27 protein-coding genes and 1 pseudogene are annotated in these 18,385 nt (G+C 43.8%); 25 read left to right on the top strand and 3 right to left on the bottom strand.

Annotated elements, in window-relative coordinates; all coding sequences use genetic code 11:
• Positions 1-134: 134 nt before the first annotated feature.
• The 16 genes from OCV65_RS13005 (at position 135) to OCV65_RS12930 (ending at position 10,947) form a co-directional block, all read left to right on the top strand.
• On the top strand, positions 135-320 hold the full coding sequence (locus OCV65_RS13005) for a hypothetical protein (protein WP_262582425.1): 186 nt from the start codon (positions 135-137) through the stop codon (positions 318-320).
• A 259-nt stretch (positions 321-579) separates the two neighbouring features.
• Positions 580-855, top strand: coding sequence for a hypothetical protein (locus OCV65_RS13000; protein ID WP_262582423.1), 276 nt, complete (start codon positions 580-582; stop codon positions 853-855).
• Between the two features lie 165 nt (positions 856-1,020).
• Positions 1,021-1,587 carry a phage scaffolding protein gene (locus tag OCV65_RS12995; RefSeq protein WP_262582422.1) on the top strand — a complete coding sequence of 189 codons (567 nt, stop codon included), beginning with the start codon at positions 1,021-1,023 and terminating at the stop codon, positions 1,585-1,587.
• 17 nt (positions 1,588-1,604) lie between these two features.
• Positions 1,605-2,468 carry a hypothetical protein gene (locus OCV65_RS12990; RefSeq protein ID WP_262582421.1) on the top strand — a complete coding sequence of 288 codons (864 nt, stop codon included), beginning with the start codon at positions 1,605-1,607 and terminating at the stop codon, positions 2,466-2,468.
• Between the two features lie 11 nt (positions 2,469-2,479).
• Entirely contained in the window at positions 2,480-2,845 is a 366-nt protein-coding gene (locus OCV65_RS12985; RefSeq protein WP_262582419.1) for a head-tail connector protein, read from the top strand.
• The gene (locus OCV65_RS12980; protein ID WP_262582418.1) at positions 2,811-3,218 is read left to right on the top strand and encodes a DUF6751 family protein; all 408 of its coding nucleotides are present in this window, start codon (positions 2,811-2,813) and stop codon (positions 3,216-3,218) included. The genes OCV65_RS12985 and OCV65_RS12980 overlap by 35 nt, the downstream gene beginning before the upstream one ends.
• Position 3,219: 1 nt before the next feature.
• Complete coding sequence (locus tag OCV65_RS12975) at positions 3,220-3,597, top strand: minor capsid protein (RefSeq protein ID WP_262582417.1); 378 nt, start codon at positions 3,220-3,222, stop codon at positions 3,595-3,597.
• Positions 3,590-4,009 carry a hypothetical protein gene (locus tag OCV65_RS12970; protein ID WP_262582416.1) on the top strand — a complete coding sequence of 140 codons (420 nt, stop codon included), beginning with the start codon at positions 3,590-3,592 and terminating at the stop codon, positions 4,007-4,009. The genes OCV65_RS12975 and OCV65_RS12970 overlap by 8 nt, the downstream gene beginning before the upstream one ends.
• Before the next feature lie 10 nt (positions 4,010-4,019).
• A complete protein-coding gene (locus OCV65_RS12965) occupies positions 4,020-4,529 on the top strand; it encodes a hypothetical protein (protein WP_262582414.1) in 510 nt (169 codons plus the stop codon).
• A gap of 20 nt (positions 4,530-4,549) precedes the next feature.
• Positions 4,550-4,969: a DUF6673 family protein gene (locus tag OCV65_RS12960; RefSeq protein ID WP_262582412.1), complete on the top strand. Its 420-nt coding sequence runs from the start codon at positions 4,550-4,552 to the stop codon at positions 4,967-4,969.
• 6 nt (positions 4,970-4,975) lie between these two features.
• On the top strand, positions 4,976-5,536 hold the full coding sequence (locus OCV65_RS12955) for a bacteriophage Gp15 family protein (RefSeq protein WP_262582411.1): 561 nt from the start codon (positions 4,976-4,978) through the stop codon (positions 5,534-5,536).
• The gene (locus OCV65_RS12950) at positions 5,533-5,685 is read left to right on the top strand and encodes a hypothetical protein (protein ID WP_262582410.1); all 153 of its coding nucleotides are present in this window, start codon (positions 5,533-5,535) and stop codon (positions 5,683-5,685) included. Before OCV65_RS12955 ends, OCV65_RS12950 begins: the two co-directional genes overlap by 4 nt.
• A gap of 49 nt (positions 5,686-5,734) precedes the next feature.
• Positions 5,735-8,362, top strand: a complete 2,628-nt coding sequence (locus OCV65_RS12945; RefSeq protein ID WP_262582408.1) for a phage tail protein — start codon at positions 5,735-5,737, stop codon at positions 8,360-8,362.
• Positions 8,359-9,144 (top strand): hypothetical protein, encoded by a 786-nt coding sequence (locus OCV65_RS12940; protein ID WP_262582407.1) that lies wholly within the window; start codon positions 8,359-8,361, stop codon positions 9,142-9,144. Before OCV65_RS12945 ends, OCV65_RS12940 begins: the two co-directional genes overlap by 4 nt.
• Complete coding sequence (locus OCV65_RS12935) at positions 9,138-10,139, top strand: siphovirus ReqiPepy6 Gp37-like family protein (protein WP_262582406.1); 1,002 nt, start codon at positions 9,138-9,140, stop codon at positions 10,137-10,139. The genes OCV65_RS12940 and OCV65_RS12935 overlap by 7 nt, the downstream gene beginning before the upstream one ends.
• Positions 10,126-10,947, top strand: a complete 822-nt coding sequence (locus OCV65_RS12930; RefSeq protein WP_262582405.1) for a hypothetical protein — start codon at positions 10,126-10,128, stop codon at positions 10,945-10,947. The genes OCV65_RS12935 and OCV65_RS12930 overlap by 14 nt, the downstream gene beginning before the upstream one ends.
• Here OCV65_RS12930 and OCV65_RS12925 read toward each other — a convergent pair.
• Complete coding sequence (locus tag OCV65_RS12925; RefSeq protein WP_262582404.1) at positions 10,944-11,243, bottom strand: hypothetical protein; 300 nt, start codon at positions 11,241-11,243, stop codon at positions 10,944-10,946. The genes OCV65_RS12930 and OCV65_RS12925 overlap by 4 nt on opposite strands.
• Positions 11,244-11,426: 183 nt before the next feature.
• Here OCV65_RS12925 and OCV65_RS12920 point away from each other — a divergent pair, with 183 nt between their 5' ends.
• From OCV65_RS12920 to OCV65_RS12890, 7 genes and pseudogenes are all read left to right on the top strand, one after another.
• The gene (locus tag OCV65_RS12920; RefSeq protein WP_262582402.1) at positions 11,427-11,798 is read left to right on the top strand and encodes a hypothetical protein; all 372 of its coding nucleotides are present in this window, start codon (positions 11,427-11,429) and stop codon (positions 11,796-11,798) included.
• Between the two features lie 56 nt (positions 11,799-11,854).
• A complete protein-coding gene (locus tag OCV65_RS12915) occupies positions 11,855-11,992 on the top strand; it encodes a CD1375 family protein (protein WP_262582400.1) in 138 nt (45 codons plus the stop codon).
• 1 nt (position 11,993) lies between these two features.
• A complete protein-coding gene (locus tag OCV65_RS12910) occupies positions 11,994-12,449 on the top strand; it encodes a hypothetical protein (RefSeq protein ID WP_262582399.1) in 456 nt (151 codons plus the stop codon).
• A gap of 73 nt (positions 12,450-12,522) precedes the next feature.
• Positions 12,523-12,774: a hypothetical protein gene (locus tag OCV65_RS12905; RefSeq protein WP_262582398.1), complete on the top strand. Its 252-nt coding sequence runs from the start codon at positions 12,523-12,525 to the stop codon at positions 12,772-12,774.
• Positions 12,775-12,776: 2 nt separating this feature from the next.
• Positions 12,777-12,983: a holin gene (locus tag OCV65_RS12900; protein WP_118452263.1), complete on the top strand. Its 207-nt coding sequence runs from the start codon at positions 12,777-12,779 to the stop codon at positions 12,981-12,983.
• A 44-nt stretch (positions 12,984-13,027) separates the two neighbouring features.
• Positions 13,028-13,684 carry an N-acetylmuramoyl-L-alanine amidase gene (locus OCV65_RS12895; RefSeq protein WP_262582397.1) on the top strand — a complete coding sequence of 219 codons (657 nt, stop codon included), beginning with the start codon at positions 13,028-13,030 and terminating at the stop codon, positions 13,682-13,684.
• A gap of 18 nt (positions 13,685-13,702) precedes the next feature.
• Positions 13,703-14,509, top strand: a pseudogene (locus OCV65_RS12890) (ABC transporter substrate-binding protein); the annotation flags it as partial.
• A gap of 40 nt (positions 14,510-14,549) precedes the next feature.
• Here OCV65_RS12890 and OCV65_RS12885 read toward each other — a convergent pair.
• Positions 14,550-14,768, bottom strand: a complete 219-nt coding sequence (locus OCV65_RS12885; protein WP_262582396.1) for a hypothetical protein — start codon at positions 14,766-14,768, stop codon at positions 14,550-14,552.
• A 221-nt stretch (positions 14,769-14,989) separates the two neighbouring features.
• Here OCV65_RS12885 and OCV65_RS12880 point away from each other — a divergent pair, with 221 nt between their 5' ends.
• Complete coding sequence (locus OCV65_RS12880; RefSeq protein WP_118382255.1) at positions 14,990-15,307, top strand: YerC/YecD family TrpR-related protein; 318 nt, start codon at positions 14,990-14,992, stop codon at positions 15,305-15,307.
• A gap of 48 nt (positions 15,308-15,355) precedes the next feature.
• Here the strand turns inward: OCV65_RS12880 and OCV65_RS12875 are convergent, their stop codons facing one another.
• Entirely contained in the window at positions 15,356-15,964 is a 609-nt protein-coding gene (locus OCV65_RS12875; RefSeq protein ID WP_262582395.1) for a DUF1836 domain-containing protein, read from the bottom strand.
• 201 nt (positions 15,965-16,165) lie between these two features.
• On the opposite strand from OCV65_RS12875, the gene glgB reads away from it, so the two are divergent.
• A complete protein-coding gene (gene glgB, locus OCV65_RS12870) occupies positions 16,166-18,034 on the top strand; it encodes a 1,4-alpha-glucan branching protein GlgB (RefSeq protein ID WP_262582426.1) in 1,869 nt (622 codons plus the stop codon).
• Positions 18,035-18,385: the final 351 nt, after the last annotated feature.

The raw sequence follows: 18,385 nt of genomic DNA, 5'->3' as shown, positions 1-18,385 counted from the left end.
ATTCTGTGCCATAGGTTATTTCTCCTGTTCTCGTATTGATTATAATTATATATCAAAATCCTTGAGAATAGGGTGTCAACTTTTATGATACAACATCAGAAAGAAATATAACGGATGATGAGGTCAGAAGTTATATGAAACAAGCAGATATTATGATAAGTCAGTGGGGCGGTCAAAGACAAGCGTTTTATGGAAAAAATGGAGTATGTGTTATTACGAAGTCTGGAGATGCATGGATTTATAAGACTACATGGAAGAATACGGATTTTGATGAGAACACAGAAAGAATATTGGAGGTGGTGAAAAAATATGTCAAATAGTAGGGTGGATTATGAAGCAGATCATTATTGTCCAGTGTACGACAGGATTATAAATTCTGATTTATGCTATGATTCTATGATGTGTTTACATAGATTTTTCAAGGTATCCTCTGTAAAAGAATTGTCGCAGGTAGAAGATATTGATAAGGCAAGAATGAAATGCGAAAAGTGCAAATATAGTGAAGAGTGTTAAATGCCACCAGTCGTAAATGACCGGTGGTATTTTTGTACCCATTTTTAGAGCGAGGAGGTGAGAAAAGTGAAGAAGAGAGTGGCAATAGCATTGACTGCTATTTGTATGGCGGTAGTGTGCTTGACAGGATGCCAGGCTGTAACAAAGGATTACGGTGGAGAGATGACAGTGAACCTAGAGCCAAATCAGAAGCTAGAAGAAGTTACATGGAAAGATAACTCCCTGTGGTATCTTACTCGACCTATGACCGATGAGGATGTGGCTGAAACGCATTTGTTTCAACAGCAGACAGATTTTGGAGTTTTTGAAGGAACTGTAACTATAGTGGAGTCAAAAGAGTAAGGCGGTGATCCGTTTATCTCCCATTGAGGCGCAGGGTTATGCGTCTTATTTTTATGCCCTGCCATAAGGCTATAAACTGGACAGCTACCCAGCCGGAGGTCTACCCGGCTATATCCCATACCGCTGAAAGAGCGGTCAATAAAATATTTCAGGAGGAATGTAACTATGAAAAATATTCATGAGATTTTGAAAGAGTATGAACTGGAGGTCCCAGCAGATAAGAAAGCAGCGTTTGATAAGACTTGGAAAGAGAACTATCGTACCAAGAGCGAGTATGATAATGCCGTATCTCAGAGAGATAACTATAAGAGCTCCCTGGATGATGTGAATGCCAAGCTGAAAGAGTTTGAAGGCGTGGATGTGAACGATCTGCAGGGGCAGATCACAAAGCTTCAGGGAGATCTGAAAGCGAAAGATGATGAGTATGCAGCGAAGGAAGCAGACCGTATGTTTATGGATTCCATCAAAGAAGCAGTCAAGACTGCAGGTGGAAGAAATGAAAAGGCTGTTATCGCAATGCTGGATATCGACGCTCTTAAAAAATCTAAAAATCAGTCCGATGATATCAAGACTGCACTGGAAAATGTGAAGAAGTCTGACGGATATCTGTTCGGAGTGAATGAACCAATCAACAACCCAGTAGGTGGTACAGGCGGTAATGGTGGAGCTGATATCGGCGGAGATGATGTGACGGCTCTTCGTGCTGCTATGGGACTGCCGGAAAAGAAATAGGAAAGAGGTAGAAAAGAATGGCAAATACAATTGCATTAAGAAAACAGTACTCTACACTTCTGGATGAGGTGTATAAATTGTCATCCCTGACATCCGTTCTCGATGGACCAAATGAGTTGGTCAGAGAGGGAGCAAATGCAAACGAGATCCTGATTCCAAAGATGGATATGGATGGCTTGGCAGATTATGCCAAAGGGACAGGCTATGAAGCGGGAGATGTAACTTTGGATTACGAGACAAAAAAATGCGCTTACGACAGAGGCCGTATGTTTACTGTGGATGCAATGGATAACATTGAGTCTGCAGGTATTGCATTTGGACGTCTTGCAGGAGAATTTTTGAGAACCAAGGTTGTTCCGGAAATTGATGCGTATAGATTTTCAGCTTATGCTCAGATTCCCGAAGTAACTACAGTACAGAGTGATCTTGCAGATGGAAAAGCAGCACTTGCAGCAATTCGTGCGGCGAGAGGCGAGATCGAAAATTCAGAGGCGAACCTTGCAACATGCTATCTGTTCATTAACCCTACTCTCGCAGGAATGATTGATGATCTGGACACAACCGCTTCTAAGAAAGCGATGGAAGGTTTTGCAGGTATCGTGAAAGTGCCACAGGGAAGATTTTATAATAAAATTACTCTGACTGCAAAACAGAAGGGCGGATTTACCAAAGCATCAGGAGCATTAAACATGAACTTCTTGATCGTGGATAAGAATTCCGCAATCCAGTTTCAGAAGCACACTGTATCCAAGATTATTTCTCCGGATCAGAATCAGACTGCGGATGCATGGAAATTTGGCTATCGTACGGTCGGTATTGCTGAGTGCAAAGACAATAAGAAGGCTGGTATTTACGTACACACAGTTAAGACTGCCGCATAAGGAGTGATTGCGTGAATGTAACCTATGATTATTATCAAGATGTCTATGGCGGTTCAATGATTCCGATGAACCGCTGGAAGACATTGGAATTGAAAATGGGTGCCAGATTGAACAGATACACATTTGATCGCATGCAGGGGGAGTGGACTGATCCAGCGAAGCTTGCTCTGTGTGAGATGTGCGAATGCGCATTTAAGTACGATCAGAGAGATGGAAAGACATCGGAGAATAATGACGGGTATTCCGTATCTTATGATATGAACAAGTCATTGGATTCAATGTTGTACGGAATCGCAGAGATGTATCTGGTCAATACTGGACTCATGAGTTTGGCGGTGGACGATGATGTTGATAAATGCAACGATTACAATCTATAACCGGAAAGCCGGCAGTAAAACCACCTTTGACACCTGGAATCGAACGGTGATCCGGGGCGTGCATGTGTATGTGGACCATAAAGTATCTGCAGGTGATTCCGGACTGAACAGCGCAGAAGTGTACAAGATCCGTATTCCTGCTGATGTGGAGAATGCGGATCAGTATCTTCCGCCAGAAGAGTACGCAGAGCTTGAAAATCCGGCTGGATATTGGACAATCCAGAATGATGATCACATTGTCCTGGGTGAATGTAGTAAAAACATTGAGAAGCCGGCAGATCTGCAGAAGATGAGTCGGCGTCATTGCAAAGTGCTGTCCTGGTCCGATAACCGGTTCGGTGGACTTCCGCATTGGAGGATTGGAGGGGCGTAAGATGGCACAGAAGAAGCAATTTAGTATCACGACTCCCAGAGGTAGTATCACAACTGTGCAAACTGACGGAGGTATTGTGACAGCTAAATTAGAGTGGAATCCGGCATTTGCGAGCCAGAAGGCAGAGTCCTTTTCCAAGGCGCAGATGTTCGTGGACTCAGAGTGTCTCAGATATATGAACCCACTCACACCAAGGAGAACCGGCATGATGATCAAATCAGCAACGCTTGGTACAGTGATTGGATCCGGATATATTGAGTACCTGACGCCTTATGCCCGCCGGCAGTATTATGAGCACAAATCACGAGCAAGGTGGTTTGAGACTATGAAAGCAAGCAAGAAAGACGTAATCAGAGAGGGGGCTGAGAAGCTTGCCTGAAGTTAAGAGACCGATCATTGACAGTATCCGAGAGTACATTGCTACTTGTCCGTATATCGATGATCGAAAGATTAATATTGATTATCTCGGTGATAGAATGGAGTATTCCATTGATCCGATCGGAGCAGATCCCATTTACAGAAGATATACAGATGGGACTTGCCTGAAGCAGTTTCAGTTCGCTCTGACCAGTAAGGAGGCTTATGATGGTGACGCAAGAACGGCGATTGCCAAGAGTGGTTTTTACCAGTCGTTTGAAGAGTGGGCGGAACAGAACAACTTAGAAGATATTCTCCCAGAGCTGGACGGGCACGATGCCATAAAGGTAGAAGTGCTGCAGTCCGGCTATTTGTTTGCACCGGATGTAGACCTGGGACGATATCAGATGATCTGCAGATTGATTTACAAATAGGAGGTAGAACATGGCAGGAGATACAAATAAAAAGAAATTGGTAGGCAGGCATAAGCGGGTAGCGTTTATGGATGTTGCTGGTGATGGTAAGACATTTACCAGGATGACAGGGTTCACATCAATGTCAGATTCAAAGAACTCTACAGAGTACAGCAGGCAGTATGTGGATGAAGCATCAGAACGATCAGACGTAGTTGGATATGCTCCGTCTATGGATTATGAGTTTGACCGTTATACAAATGATGCGGTGCATGCAAAGCTGGCAGAGATTACAGATGATGAGATTCTGGGATCAGATGCACAGGTAACTGTTGTGGTTGTGGATCTCTTTGACGCTACGGCAGAAGATGCCGATACATGTACAGCCAGAAAGCGTGACTGGAGTGTGATTCCGGATTCAGAAGGTGATGGAACGGATGCACTGATCTACAAGGGTAGTCTGAAAGCAGCAGGAGAGATCGTAAAGGGTACTGCGACAACGACAGATAAGTGGCAGACGTGTACGTTCGCAGCAGAGTGAAAAGATAGGAGTGTGAGCCGATGAGCCTTTTTAAATATGGAGATCTTGAAAGAGAGATTGATTTTACGGATGTAGAGTTCCTGGAGAATTTGGATGAAGCAAAGGAATTGATTAAGGAAGAAGCAGCGCAGGTGCCGAAGGTAGGAAAGACCGCTGATATCATCCGTGCGCAGTGTCAGTGCTATTTTAATTTCTTCGATCGTGTAATCGGAGAAGGAGCGCATGAGGAAATGTTCGGTGGGAAAACCAGTCTGAACGCGTGCTTGAATGCTACAGATGCACTATTGGCTTCTGAGAATAAAGAAGCCGACAAGCTGAATCAGAAATATGGTAATTATACTGTTCAGCAACATGGTAATAGACAGCAGAGACGAAAGTATGATAAGAACAATCGCAATAAGAATCGCGGCAATGGAACTTATTACAACGGTAATAGGTAATGCGTTATGAATATTCTATTTGAAGAATTCCCGGATTCAGTGTGTGTGAATGGAGAAAACTACCCAATTGAGACAGATTTCAGAGAATGGATCCGTTTCATTCAGTTGGTAGAAGATGATGAAGTTCCTTGGCAGATTAAATGCCAGTTGATGATGCAATGGTATGCAGATGGAATGCCAGATGATTTGGAAGGAGCTGTCTATGCGCTGGGAAGATTCCTCGAAATGAGGGTAGATAGATCTGACAGTGAAGAACATTCTGAATCAGTGCCGAAACAGTTGTATTCCTTCGAGCAGGATGCAGACTGTATTTACAGCGCATTCCGGGAGGTATATGGAATCAACCTGCAGACGGTTCCATACATGCACTGGTGGGAATTCCAGACGCTATTTATTGGACTTCCAGAGAAGACGGAGATCAAGCAACGGATCATGTACCGGAACACAGATCTCCGGGATATCAAAGATAAGGATGAGCGTAAGCGGATCCAGAAGATACAGCGAGCGATTTCGCTGAAAAAGAACAGAAAAATGACAGATTATGAGATAGGGGACATGTTTGCATGATAAAGAAGATTGGCATCCCGACAGAACGGAAGTGGTTCAGATGCCCCTATTGCGGTAAGAAGCTACTGATTTATGATGATACCGCCGAGTGTCATGGCGTGTACCTGAACTGTCGGGAGTGTAGAAAAGAGGTAAAGATTAAGATCTAAGCACATGTGAGCCGTTGAGCCGTGCTATTAGCCTAGAAAGGGTGGTAGTGTGGCAGACGGCTATTTGAATTTTGATACAAAAATTAATGAAAAGGGATTCAACGAAGGAGTTGGCAAGCTAAGTAAACTTGGAAAATCCGGGCTGTCGATAGTATCTAAGGCAATGACCGGAGCTGTGGTTGCAGTTGGAACTGCTGCTGGCGCAATCATAAAGTCATCACTTGGCGTTGTTGCGAATATGGAACAGCAGGTCGGTGGTGTAGAAACCCTATTTAAGGATAGCGCGAATACAGTTATCGATAATGCTAATAGGGCGTATAAAACGGCAGGAATGTCTGCAAACAACTATATGGAAACTGTAACCAGTTTCTCGGCATCGCTGTTACAGAGCCTTGGAGGAGATACTGCGAAAGCAGCGTCTTATGCAGACAGGGCTATCGTGGATATGTCCGACAATGCAAATAAGATGGGCACAAGTATGCGTGACATCCAAAATGCTTATCAGGGTTTTGCGAAGCAGAACTATACCATGCTTGATAATTTAAAGCTTGGTTATGGTGGTACTCAAGAAGAAATGAAGCGGCTCGTTTCCGATGCAGCAAAACTTACAGATGTCCAGAAAGAACTCGGTGTTACAGTTGATGCCAACAGTCTATCCTTTGGAAATATTGTAAATGCTATCAGCGTTGTGCAAAAGCAGATGGGAATTACTGGAACTACTTCGAAAGAAGCAGCGACCACGATTGAAGGTTCTGTAAGCTCTGCTAAAGCAGCTTGGGAAAACTTTGAAGCTGGAGTTATAAGTGCAAATGACCTTGTAGAGACATTCTGGACTGCAACACAGAACATTTTTACAAATTTAGGTCAGATCATTCCAAGACTAGGAAAAACAGGGATAGATGTTGTTAGTGCGCTTGCTGGAAAAATTGGTGGCGCTGTTCCTCAGGTAAAAGGCTTAACTGATGCAATTGAGAGTATTGCTGACAAACTTGGCAGTATGGATACCGGACAACTTACGAATCTTGGTAAGATGTCCGCAGTTCTGATTGGAGCCGCGCCTGCGTTATCTCTAATTGGTAAGGGTGCCGGAACATTTTCTGATGCTCTTGGCGGACTAGGAAATGTCACTGGTGGGGCAATTACTGCTATTAGTAAGCTTCCCGGTACAGTGAAAAGCGCGTCTGCATCTCTTGGGAAGGCTGGAACAGCATTCAAGAATGTCGGTGATGCTATCGCATTGCCATTCCAGGATCTCGAACCAAAGATCGCTCCGGCAATCGGTAAGTTGGGAGGATCTGTTTCCGAAATGTGGAATGCCGGTCCCGGTGGAAAGCTCACAAGTGCTGTTACACAGACAGCCGGAAAAGTAGGAGAGTCGTTTGCGAAGGTAGGTCCTAAATTAGCAGAGAAGTTTCCAACAATTACCGGTAAGGTCGGAGAGCTTGGGAAAAAAGTATCTGCAATCGTTCCGAAATTTGGAGCAGTTGGGGAAAAGATAGCTAGTTACGGTGGAGTGATCGGAGATTCGTTCAAGCCAATCCTGTCTAAGGCAGCTACATTTGCACCGGCGTTCCTGAAATGCATGAACATTGCCGGAGGACTCGGTATTGTCGTAGCAGGACTCGGGCTCTTGCAGGGCGCGTTCGGTGATCAGATCGGACAGATCCTTACGATGGTCCAGACAAAAGGGCCAGAGGTAATCACAAATTTCTGTAATGGAATTACAGCAGCACTTCCGAACTTGATTGCGCAGGGAGCTATGTTGCTTAACAATTTGTTACAGGCAATTACAGCAAATCTGCCGGCTATCATTAGTGGTGGAATTTCCATCGTATCAACACTGATTTCTGGAATTGCACAACAGTTACCTACATTGATCCCGACAGCATTAATGATGATTGTTACATTGGTAGGATCGCTACTTTCCAATCTAGGTCAGATCGTGGATGCCGGTATCGACTTGTTGGTTGGTTTGGCGCAGGGACTGGTGAATGCATTGCCGCAGCTGATTAATCAGGCACCGACTATTATCGGTCAGTTGGCGACGGCGATTATTTCGAACCTACCGAAAATCTTACAAGCCGGAATTAAGATCATCACAATTCTTGCGACCGGACTTGTACAGGCAATTCCACAGCTGATCGGTAAGATTCCGGCTATCATTAGCCAGATCAAGAATGCATTTACCAGTGTGAACTGGGGCAGTGTTGGAATGAATATCGTCAAAGGCATTGCCAGTGGATTAACAAATGCGGCGAAGAGCCTGGCAGATGCAGCGGCAAATGCAGCAAGTAATGCATTGGATTGGGTGAAGTCAAAGCTTGGCATCCACTCGCCGTCACGAGTATTCCGTGATCAGGTTGGTAAGATGATGGCTCTTGGTATGGGCATTGGATTCGAGAAGAATATTCCGATCAGATCCATGAGTGCAGGAGTACAGAAAGCAGTATCCGGATTGCAGAGATCCGTAAACATTGCAATGTCTGGCGGAGTTGATACACCATCAGTAGACAAGTTCAAAAACTCGCCAGGATTCGATGGTAAAGGATCGATTGATTATGACCGTTTGGAGAAAATCCAGATGAGAGCTGCAGAAAAAATGGCGAAGCGTCCAATTTTCCTTGGAACTAAGAGGATAGATGAACCATTGCCGAAAGGAGCGGTGCCGGCATTATGATAAAGGCATATTATAAAAATAGTAAAGGAGAGGTGCTTTGGTTGACCAAGGCGCCTTTTCGTACTGTTGAGGCTGATTGGTTTGACAGTACGTGGGAAGAGACAGAGGACGGCTATGAAAAGGTAGTTACCTTAGATGTCTTTGGAAAGAGAATGGAGTTCGTGCAGAACATGGAAACTCTGTACAGAATCATTTCTGTAGACGCTGAGACGGGAAAATACGGACGTTTGTATGTGAATGATACATTCTTACCATGCCAGATTTACAAGACCAAGAAAACAGGATGGAAGGGGTATGTGTATACAGAAGTGGAGCTCACATTCCTTGCACCAGAGTTGTCGTGGATCACAGTTCTGGAGAAGAGGTTTTATCCGCAAACAGAACCAGTTGCAGTAAGTGGATTAGATTTTCCTACGGATTATCCATTTGAGCTTGTGGAAGAAAAGCGAGGATCTGGAGTATTTGAAATTGATCATATTATTCCATCAGATTTTGAAATGGTGATCTACGGTCCATGTTCAAATCCAAAGGTGTTGATCAATGGGTATCCTTATGAGATTTTAACTACATTGGAGAAAAATGAGTATCTGATATTAAATACGCTAGAAGAGACAATCACGAAATATCTATCCAATGGCATGACAGCGAATTTGTTTAATGCCAGAGGATATGACCATTCCGTATTTGAACAGATACCACCCGGATTAATATCTGTGAATTGGAGCGGAGAGTTTGGAGTGGATCTGTATATCTTTCTGAAGCGGAAGGAGGCAGCATGGTAATACTAGCAACGCATCAAAGAGAGATTGGCAGTAATCCACTGAAGAGAGCCAACTGTACCTTCGACGTGAACGGGGAAATGAAGTTCTCCGTGAAGATTGCACGGAGCTATTGGACTAAAGATATGACATATGGGAATCTGGTGTACATTCCGGATACGGAGTATGGCGGGATCATCGGCAAGGTTCTTACCAGTACAACACTGGATTACGTGGAACTGAAGGGTTACACCTGGCGCGGAAGATTGGCATACAAAGCCATTGAGCCGCCATCCGGAAGGGATTATAAAGTTGTGTCAGGAGAACTCAACAAGGTACTCAAAGCATTGATAGAGCCGGAATTTGATGGATTATACGTGGTATCCAGTGAAGATACAGGCGTATCTGTAAGTAATTATCAGTTTGATCGGTATTGCACGTTGTTGGAAGGTGTCACGAAGATGCTGACTTCGGTTGGATATCGGCTGGATATTCAGCACAAGCGGGAGAAGGGCGTTCCGGGGTATGTTTTGATCAGAGCAATTCCAATCGTAGATTATTCTGATCAGATTGAATTGTCCAAAGACTGTGGATTGAATTATACGATGGAAGACATTCGAGATGGAGTTAATCATCTGATCGTCACCGGCAAGGGGGAATTGCAGGACAGAAATGTATTTCACCTGTATGCTTGGCCGGATGGGAGTATTAAAAAGACTCAGTATTACACCGGACTGGATGAGATTGTCCAGGTCTACGAGAACACATCCACTGAGACAGATCAACTGGAAGACCAGTCACTTGATAAGTTGACTGAGCTGATGAGTAAGAAGAAATTCAGCATGGATGTGGAGAAGCTTGGCATTGATGTAGGTATCGGAGATATCGTTGGCGGACGAGATTACCTTACTGGTATGTATGGAGCAAAGCCTATCGAGAACATTACCTGCAGCGTAATTGCAGGAGTAACATCGAAAGAATATGAATTGGAAGGAGAAAATGACGATGGAGATAGTTAGTGGAAGAACCGGAAGCCCGCATGTGACGAGCCAACAGTTCAGGCAACTTGTCGAGGGAACAGTTGGACAGGAGAGTTATATTCTAACATCCGGTGAAAATTTAGAACCGGAACTTGCGTCGAATAATATATTGAAGATTCGAAGCGGTATGATGAGTCATCATGGAAATATTTCCAGTATAAAAATTGGAACCTATGATGAGGTCGAACTGACTAACGGAAGTCAGGGGATGAAGCGTATTGATCTGGTAGTGAATCGATATACAAGAAATACGGAAACGAATGTTGAAGCCAATAATTGGGTAGTTATTACAGGAACGCCAGTGGCGTCTGATCCGGCTGTGCCGGCATATACAGTTGGTAATTTGCAGGAGGGAGATTTGACCGATGATTGTCCAGTGTTTGAAGTGCATTATGACGGATTGAATGTTACAGAGGTCAAAAAGCTATTGGATGTAGCTGATAATATGGGAAAGATGAAAACAGAGCTTGCTGAATTAAATGGCAATTATGCGAACAATGTTCGGTTCATTTTTTTCACGATGACTCCGTATGGATCTGGTAACTCCAGTGCATTGATAACCACCATTGCAAAGATCAATTCGTTGTTTGGGATAACAGATGCTACTCCGCAAAATTCAGGAGCCGTCATCATGAATGGAGACGGAAATGCTGACTCTTTACATGCTGAGGGCGTAACTTGGCAAGGTGAGAATCTATACGCTGTATTCAACAAGAATGTCAACGGACGCTTTCGGATTACAGGACTGTTCTACTATTCACCGGCTGGTGCTATAACCTTATCTTAATAAATATGCACAACCTCCATATAAGAGCTTCCTGTGGTTGACGCAGCTCCAGATGCCGAGGATTTCTTAAGCTGTGGCGTGAGCACTGTTCCAGCTTGTAGGAACACTACGCGCCCTATGTTGATGTTCGCACTTAATCCATTATAGGAATAGCCAGCTCCAAACAGGACGTATGCATCATCTACTACTGTGGCACTTGCTACAACCTGTGCCTGTATGGATGCCGATGCACCGGAAGCAGCTGATCCCTGCGCATACATTGATACGTAGTACAACCCAGACTTTTTGACGGTCACGGCAGAATCCGCTCCGGTGGTGGTCTTGTAGTATTCGTTATCAATCGCGGCTTTTTTAGATCCGATATTTTTGGAAGTATCGGAAAGATTCCATGCGCTGCTCCATTTGCCGATCAGAATGTGCTTGTTGGAATTATGATTGATCTTGCCATTTAATTAAGAACCACTCCGGAAAGGAGTGATATGAAACTCATATTTAATGATGCCACTGAACTGGTGGTCCAGTCTGCGGACATCCAATCAGATGGAGGACTTCTGATCAAGACGATCTCGGCGTCAGAGGAAGACTTGAAAACCATGTTCCAGGATCAGACAAAAACCAAGAAGATGGTTGTGAAAGAGCGTGAGTCCACACTGGGAGAGTATGAGAATTACACCAACATGGATGCCATTGTGAAGTACACAGCCGGCATTACTGGCGTGATTCTTTATAAGGTTGGTGAGACACCGGCAGAAAAGATAGAAGCCCTTACGGCAGAGAATGCTGAGCTGAAAAAGACTGTTAACATGCTCCAGGGGTGCATCCTTGAAATGTCCGAGCTGGTATATCAGTAATGGTAACTTTATTAACAAATTTATTCATATTATTACAAAATTCAGGAGGTAAAGAAATGATGGCAATGTTATGGGCACAGCAGATTATGTTAGGAAAGAAGACTTACGCACAGGTACCGAGACTCTTAAAGGATAAGGTGAAAGAGATCCTCGTCGATTCCGGAATGGAAGAACTTGTGACAGAGGAGCAGTAGTATGGACAATATCGTATCTGTAAAATTAGATTCCAGATACGCATCCACGCTGGGGGTATGGCAGTATGATTACGGTCAGGTGCTCCGGATCACAGGTCCGGAGCTTCCACCGGCAGTGGAAGTGCAGTTTTCGCTGGACGAGAAATCAGGAGAGACATTATCCAGAGTCGGCACGACGGTGGATGGAGTTACAGATGTAAAGATTCCGGATGAGTTACTGGCGCACAGTGCGACCAGTGATTACCAGATCTATGCTTATATCTATCTGACAGATGAGACTTCCGGGAACACCAAGTATGAAATTACAATCCCGGTTAGAGTGCGAAGTAAGCCAACCTCTCCAACGGAAGATCCAGAGCCGGAACCGCTCCCAGAGGAAAGGATCACAAAACTGGAAGAACAGAGTCAGTTTCTCACAGAATGTCTTCTAGAGATGTCTGAGGCTGTATATGAGTAGAGGTAATTACATGGAGATACGCGCGAGACCTTCGGGTCTTATTTTTGTACGCAAAATTAGAAAGGATGCATATATGGAAACAATTATCTCAGCCTGCATATCTGCCGCTGTAACGCTTCTGGTTTGCCTGATTAGCAATCATGGGCAACAGGAGAAAACTAGGGCACTTATGGAATATAAGTTAAATGAACTCACAAAAAGAGTCGATAAGCATAACAATACAATAGAACGTACTTATCATTTGGAAGAACAGATGGCATTGCAGGAGGAAAAAATGAAAGTGGCAAATCATAGAATTTCTGATTTAGAAGGAAAGGTGGAATAGGCATGAAAGATTGGAAGAAATGGGCAAAATGCGCTGGAATTAGAGCAGTGAAGACAGTAGCGCAGACTGCAGTTGCAACGATTGGCACGGCGACAGTGCTTAACCAGGTGGATGCGAAGCTTGTGGTATCAGCGTCAGTGCTGGCAGGAATCCTGTCACTGCTGACCAGTGTAGCTACTGGATTGCCGGAGTGTAGTGAGGGCGAGTAATCGTCCTCTTTTTATGTGCGACATCGCACAGAAAGGAGTATGTTATGCATCTATTCATCATAGCCGGTCATGGCGCCGGTGATCCGGGAGCGACCGAAAATGGATACACAGAAGCTGAACGAGTGAGAGCGCTGGCAGCACGTATCGGTGCACTGGGCGGAAGCAATGTCACAATTGCAGATACGAGCCGGAACTGGTATGCAGATAATGGTATCAGCAAACTTAGTATTCCAAAGGATTACCAGATCATTGAGCTTCACATGGACAGTGCATCAACATCTGCAAGGGGCGGACACGTAATTATCAACGGAAAGTATAAAGCGGATCAGTATGATAACGCACTTGCGAAAATGATCTCCGCTATCTTTCCAGGTAGATCTCAGATCGTTGTAGGCAGAACGGATCTGGCGAACCCGAAACGTGCTGCAGCGAAAGGATATCCGTACCGGCTGATGGAATGTGGATTCATTACGAGTGCCACGGATGTCAAGATCTTCAACAGCCGGATGGACGATATCGCCAGGGGCATCCTTCAGGCGTTCGGGTTGTCGGCGGTGGGTACGTCTACGTCTACCAAGACGGAGACTGCAGGTAAGCTCTACCGGGTGTATGAACAGAAAGGTGCGTTTAAGTCAAAAGCGAATGCCGAAGCACTTCAAAAGAAACTTCAAAAAGAGGGAAAAACAGCCATTATAATATAGAAGTTTCTGCCTAACTGGTTAACCCCGTTTGGAGCTGACAAGACGATGACTGCAGTAATCTCCGGGGAAGCAGATATCGGTTTTATGGGTTCGGAGGCGTCCATTTATACCTACAATGAGGGTGCGAATGATTATGTGGTGAATTTTGCACAGCTTACTCAGCGGGCCGGTAATTTCCTTGTGGCACGAGACAATGAACCGGATTTCAAATGGGAAGACCTGAAAGGTAAGAATGTGATCGGTGGCAGAAAAGGTGGTATGCCGGAGATGGTATTTGAGTATATTCTGCGTCAGAATGGCATTGAACCATCGGAAGTAAATATTGACCAGAGCATCGATTTTGGATCTACTGCAGCAGCATTTGCGGGAGATCAGTCAAAATATGATTATACTGTGGAATTTGAACCAAGTGCGACTGCATTGGAGACGGAGGGCAAGGGCTATGTAGTAGCATCGCTTGGTACGGATAGCGGCTATGTGCCATATACTGCGTTTTCAGCAAAGAAGAGCTATCTGGATCAGAATCCGGAAGTGATTCAGGGGTTTGTAAATGCACTTCAGAAGGGCATGGATTATGTGCAGTCTCATTCACCGGAAGAGATTGCAAAGGTGATCGCACCGCAGTTTGATGAGACAGATTTGGAGACGATTACAAAGATTGTGACCAGATATTATGAGCAGGATACCTGGAAAGCAGATCTGGTCTTTGAAGAAGACAGCTTTAATCTGCTGCAGGATATTCTGGAAGATGCGGGTGAACTGGCTGAACGTGCACCTTACAAAGATCTTGTGACCACAGAATTTGCCGAGAAAGCGATACAGTAATAGACTGCAAAGGAACTATAGCATACAGAAAAGGCGGATGTCAGGAGTCCGCCTTTTTCTTGTGGTGAGTAGACTTCATGACCGGTGGCTGATAGTGATAGACATCTTCATAGGATTCCAGTTCTGCTTTGCTTTGTGGAGCAGAAGGAATTAATCCGGTGCAGTCCTGCATAGATGCAGAATTGGCGAGATAATCATAGGAATCAATGATTTCCTGATTAGATGGAATGTGAAAGTGGGATTTGTTATTAGATTTCATAAATTTAACCTCCTGAGATGGTTCGGTATTTAAAGTGTCTTTAGTATGTGTTGGGAAAACATTTTCTATGTCATATTGGATGAAGAAAATGTAATATCAGAGAAAGAAAAGTATAAACATAAGTATATTCTGGCTTTTTATAAGGATAACTATGGACTTTACGAATTTAGTGTGCTAAAATGTAATAGTCATGAAGTCTGATATGAAGGAGATAATTATTTATGAGTAAGAAGATCAGAACCGAAGCGGTAGACTATCTCTTTAAGGCAATCTTAAGCCTGCAGGATAAAGAAGAGTGTTATATATTTTTTGAAGACATCTGTACGATCAATGAGTTGTTATCATTGTCGCAGAGATTTGAAGTGGCGAAGATGCTGAGAGAGCAGAAGACGTATCTGGAGATTGCAGACAAGACCGGCGCATCGACTGCAACGATCAGCCGTGTGAATCGATCGCTGAATTATGGCAATGACGGATATGACATGGTATTTGAGCGAATTAATAAAGAGAATGAAAAAGAAGAAGGAGACGGCGAATAAGCTGTCTCCTTTGCATAAGTGTGGATGTCAGGGAATACTTCTGGCATCCTATTTTTTATTTTTATGTGTTGGCTCCGGCATCTGGTCGATGAGTTTTTCGATTACCTGTTTTTTAACATAGACATCGAAAGCCAGGCTACAGATAAATGAATAGAGTTGCAGATCTTTCTGTTCGCTTTCCGGCACATTGGTAAATGTCTCCAGCGAATCACGGTATTTTCTTGCGATATCTTTGGCTGTGACATCAATCCTGCTTTTCTCAAATTCGCATACTTCTTTGTATATATCGGTCATGGAGAGACCTTCATCATTTCCGAAATATTTCTCCGTCATCGGTGCAAATAAGGTCTCGATATCTTTAATTGATAGCAGATTCTTAAAGTAGTAAATAAATATGAGCATCAGCATATGCTCGCGAGTATACTTTTTCTTAACCGGGGGCGGTAGCAGATTATTCTTCGCATAGTTATTGATCATCGTCTTGGTCAGAATCTTGTCATTAGAGTAACGCTTGGTGCGTTCCAGACCCTCTTCCATAAATGTAGTAACCTGATCCATATACAGATCAATATTCGGAATATCTTCCGGTTTAATATAATCAATTCTGGAAATGCTGTCCAGAATGCTGTTCAGCATATCTTTTTTATCAATCGTCATTATAATCACCTCAATATGGATATTATATAGTATTGAAAACCATATGACAAGCGAATTTTTGTTTATCGTCCGATGAAACCAGACGCAGACATAGAAATGTATAAATTAGACACAGGTGAAGAAATGATGGTGGAAAAAGAATCTTATCTATTATATGATGATAGTAGATTCTTAGGGATGTTGTATGAATGGAGAGAGTATATGGATTTGTATGGATATTACACAGGGAAAATATTTGATACGTATCGTTATTTAGGATGTACATTCGATGGGGACACAGCGGTATTTCGAACATTTGCGCCAGCTGCAACGCGCGTAGCGGTAATCGGAGAATTTAACGGCTGGCAGGAGTGGGAGATGTATCAGGGATATGACCGGAACTTCTGGGAATGCAGAATCCCGGGTGTGAAGGAAGGGCAGATGTACAAGTATCGGATCTACACTCAGAATGGTAGTGTGATCGATCACTGCGATCCTTATGGTTATGAGATGGAGCTACGCCCAAATAATGCGACACTTGTACGGAAGATGCAGGGATATAAGTTCCATGATCAGAAATGGATGAAGAAACGGACAGACTGTCGGGAGACACCGTTGAATATTTATGAAGTACATGTGGGTTCATGGAAACGGAATAAAAAGGATGAGAATGGCTGGTATCGGTATGATGAATTTGCTGATCTATTGATTCCATATTTGAAGGAAAATGGGTATAACTATATCGAAGTAATGCCATTAAATGAACATCCGTGTGATGAATCCTGGGGATATCAGGCGACAGGATTCTATGCACCGACGTCCAGATATGGAACAGCAAAGGATCTGAAGAAGATGGTGGATAAGCTGCATCAGGCGGATATTGGAATCATTCTGGACTTTGTGCCAGTGCATTTTGCAGTAGATGGATATGCGCTGGCCAATTACGATGGCACACCTCTGTTTGAATATCCGCATCAGGATGTCGGACAGAGTGAATGGGGAAGCTGTAACTTTAATCATTCCAGAGGCGAGGTGCGGAGTTTCCTTCAATCCTGTGCGAATTACTGGCTGGAGGAGTATCATATGGACGGACTGCGTATGGATGCCATCAGCAATCTGATCTACTGGCAGGGCAATAAAGACCGTGGCGTGAACCGGGACGGTGTGGAATTTCTGCGCCATATGAACCAGGGACTCAAAGAACGACATCCGGGAATACTTCTGGCAGCGGAGGATTCATCAGCATATGCAAATGTGACCAAGGCAGTATGGGAAGGCGGACTTGGATTCGACTATAAATGGGATATGGGCTGGATGAATGATACGCTGGATTATTTTCGGACAGATCCGTTATTCCGTGGCGGCGCATATCACAAGCTGACATTTTCTATGATGTATTATCCGGAGGAGAATTATCTCCTTCCACTGTCACATGACGAAGTTGTGCATGGCAAAGCTACAATTGCCCAGAAAATGCATGGCGAATATGAACAGAAGTTTCCGCAGGCAAGAGCGCTTGCCATGTATATGTATGCGCATCCGGGTAAGAAACTGAACTTCATGGGCAATGAACTGGGACAGCTCAGGGAATGGGATGAGAAGCGGGAATTAGACTGGGAGATTTTGAAATATCCAATCCATGACAGTTTTCAAAGATTCATGAAAGAGTTGAACTTACTGTATCTGAAGCATCCGGCATTCTGGAAATGGGATTACCGGTCAGAGGGATTCCGATGGCTCGACTGCCACCAGGAGAGCAGGTGTATCTATGCAATGGAGCGTAGCAGCGGAGATGAGAAGATCATTGCAGTGTTTAATTTCTCAGGCATTGAGCAGAAGGATTATTTCTTCGAAACAGAAGAGGGCACCTATGATATTCTGTTAAGCAGTAATTGGGATGTCTATGGTGGTACAGAAAAAAAGAAGAAGAGTATCCGGACGAAGCTTGGAGGGCTGCATCTTGATTTGCCGGCAGAGAGCGCAGTGTACCTGAAGAAGCATGCGACCGTACCTGGAAAGACGTCAGTGCCTGAAAAGCAGAAGACGACATTGGCAAAACAGACGGTATCTGTAAAGAAGACAAAGAAATAAAGAAACATTTAGAAACAGTGGATCAGACAAAGGTCCGCTGTTTTTATTTGTATCGCGACGAGTCAAAGTCCTAGCTTGCTAAGGACCTTGACGACCGCGTACAATCTCGGAATGTGCCTTTGGCACTTCCGATGATTTGAAACAGTTAAAAACAATACTTGACTATTTAAAATAATGGATTTAGAATAATGTTCAATGACAAATTGTTAGATAGCGAACAATTAGGAGACTAACAGAAATGAAGGAAGACGATATAGAGTATAGTGGCTCAGTTGTCAAGACAAAAATCTAAGATTTTTATAATGAACTGATATGGTGGACAAGTTACAAGGAACATGGAGAGAACAGTGG

The organism is Dorea ammoniilytica (assembly GCF_025567415.1).
Taxonomy (GTDB): domain Bacteria; phylum Bacillota; class Clostridia; order Lachnospirales; family Lachnospiraceae; genus Claveliimonas; species Claveliimonas ammoniilytica.
Note: the sequence above shows the minus strand (reverse complement) of the source record. Positions and strands in the feature narration are given on the sequence as shown.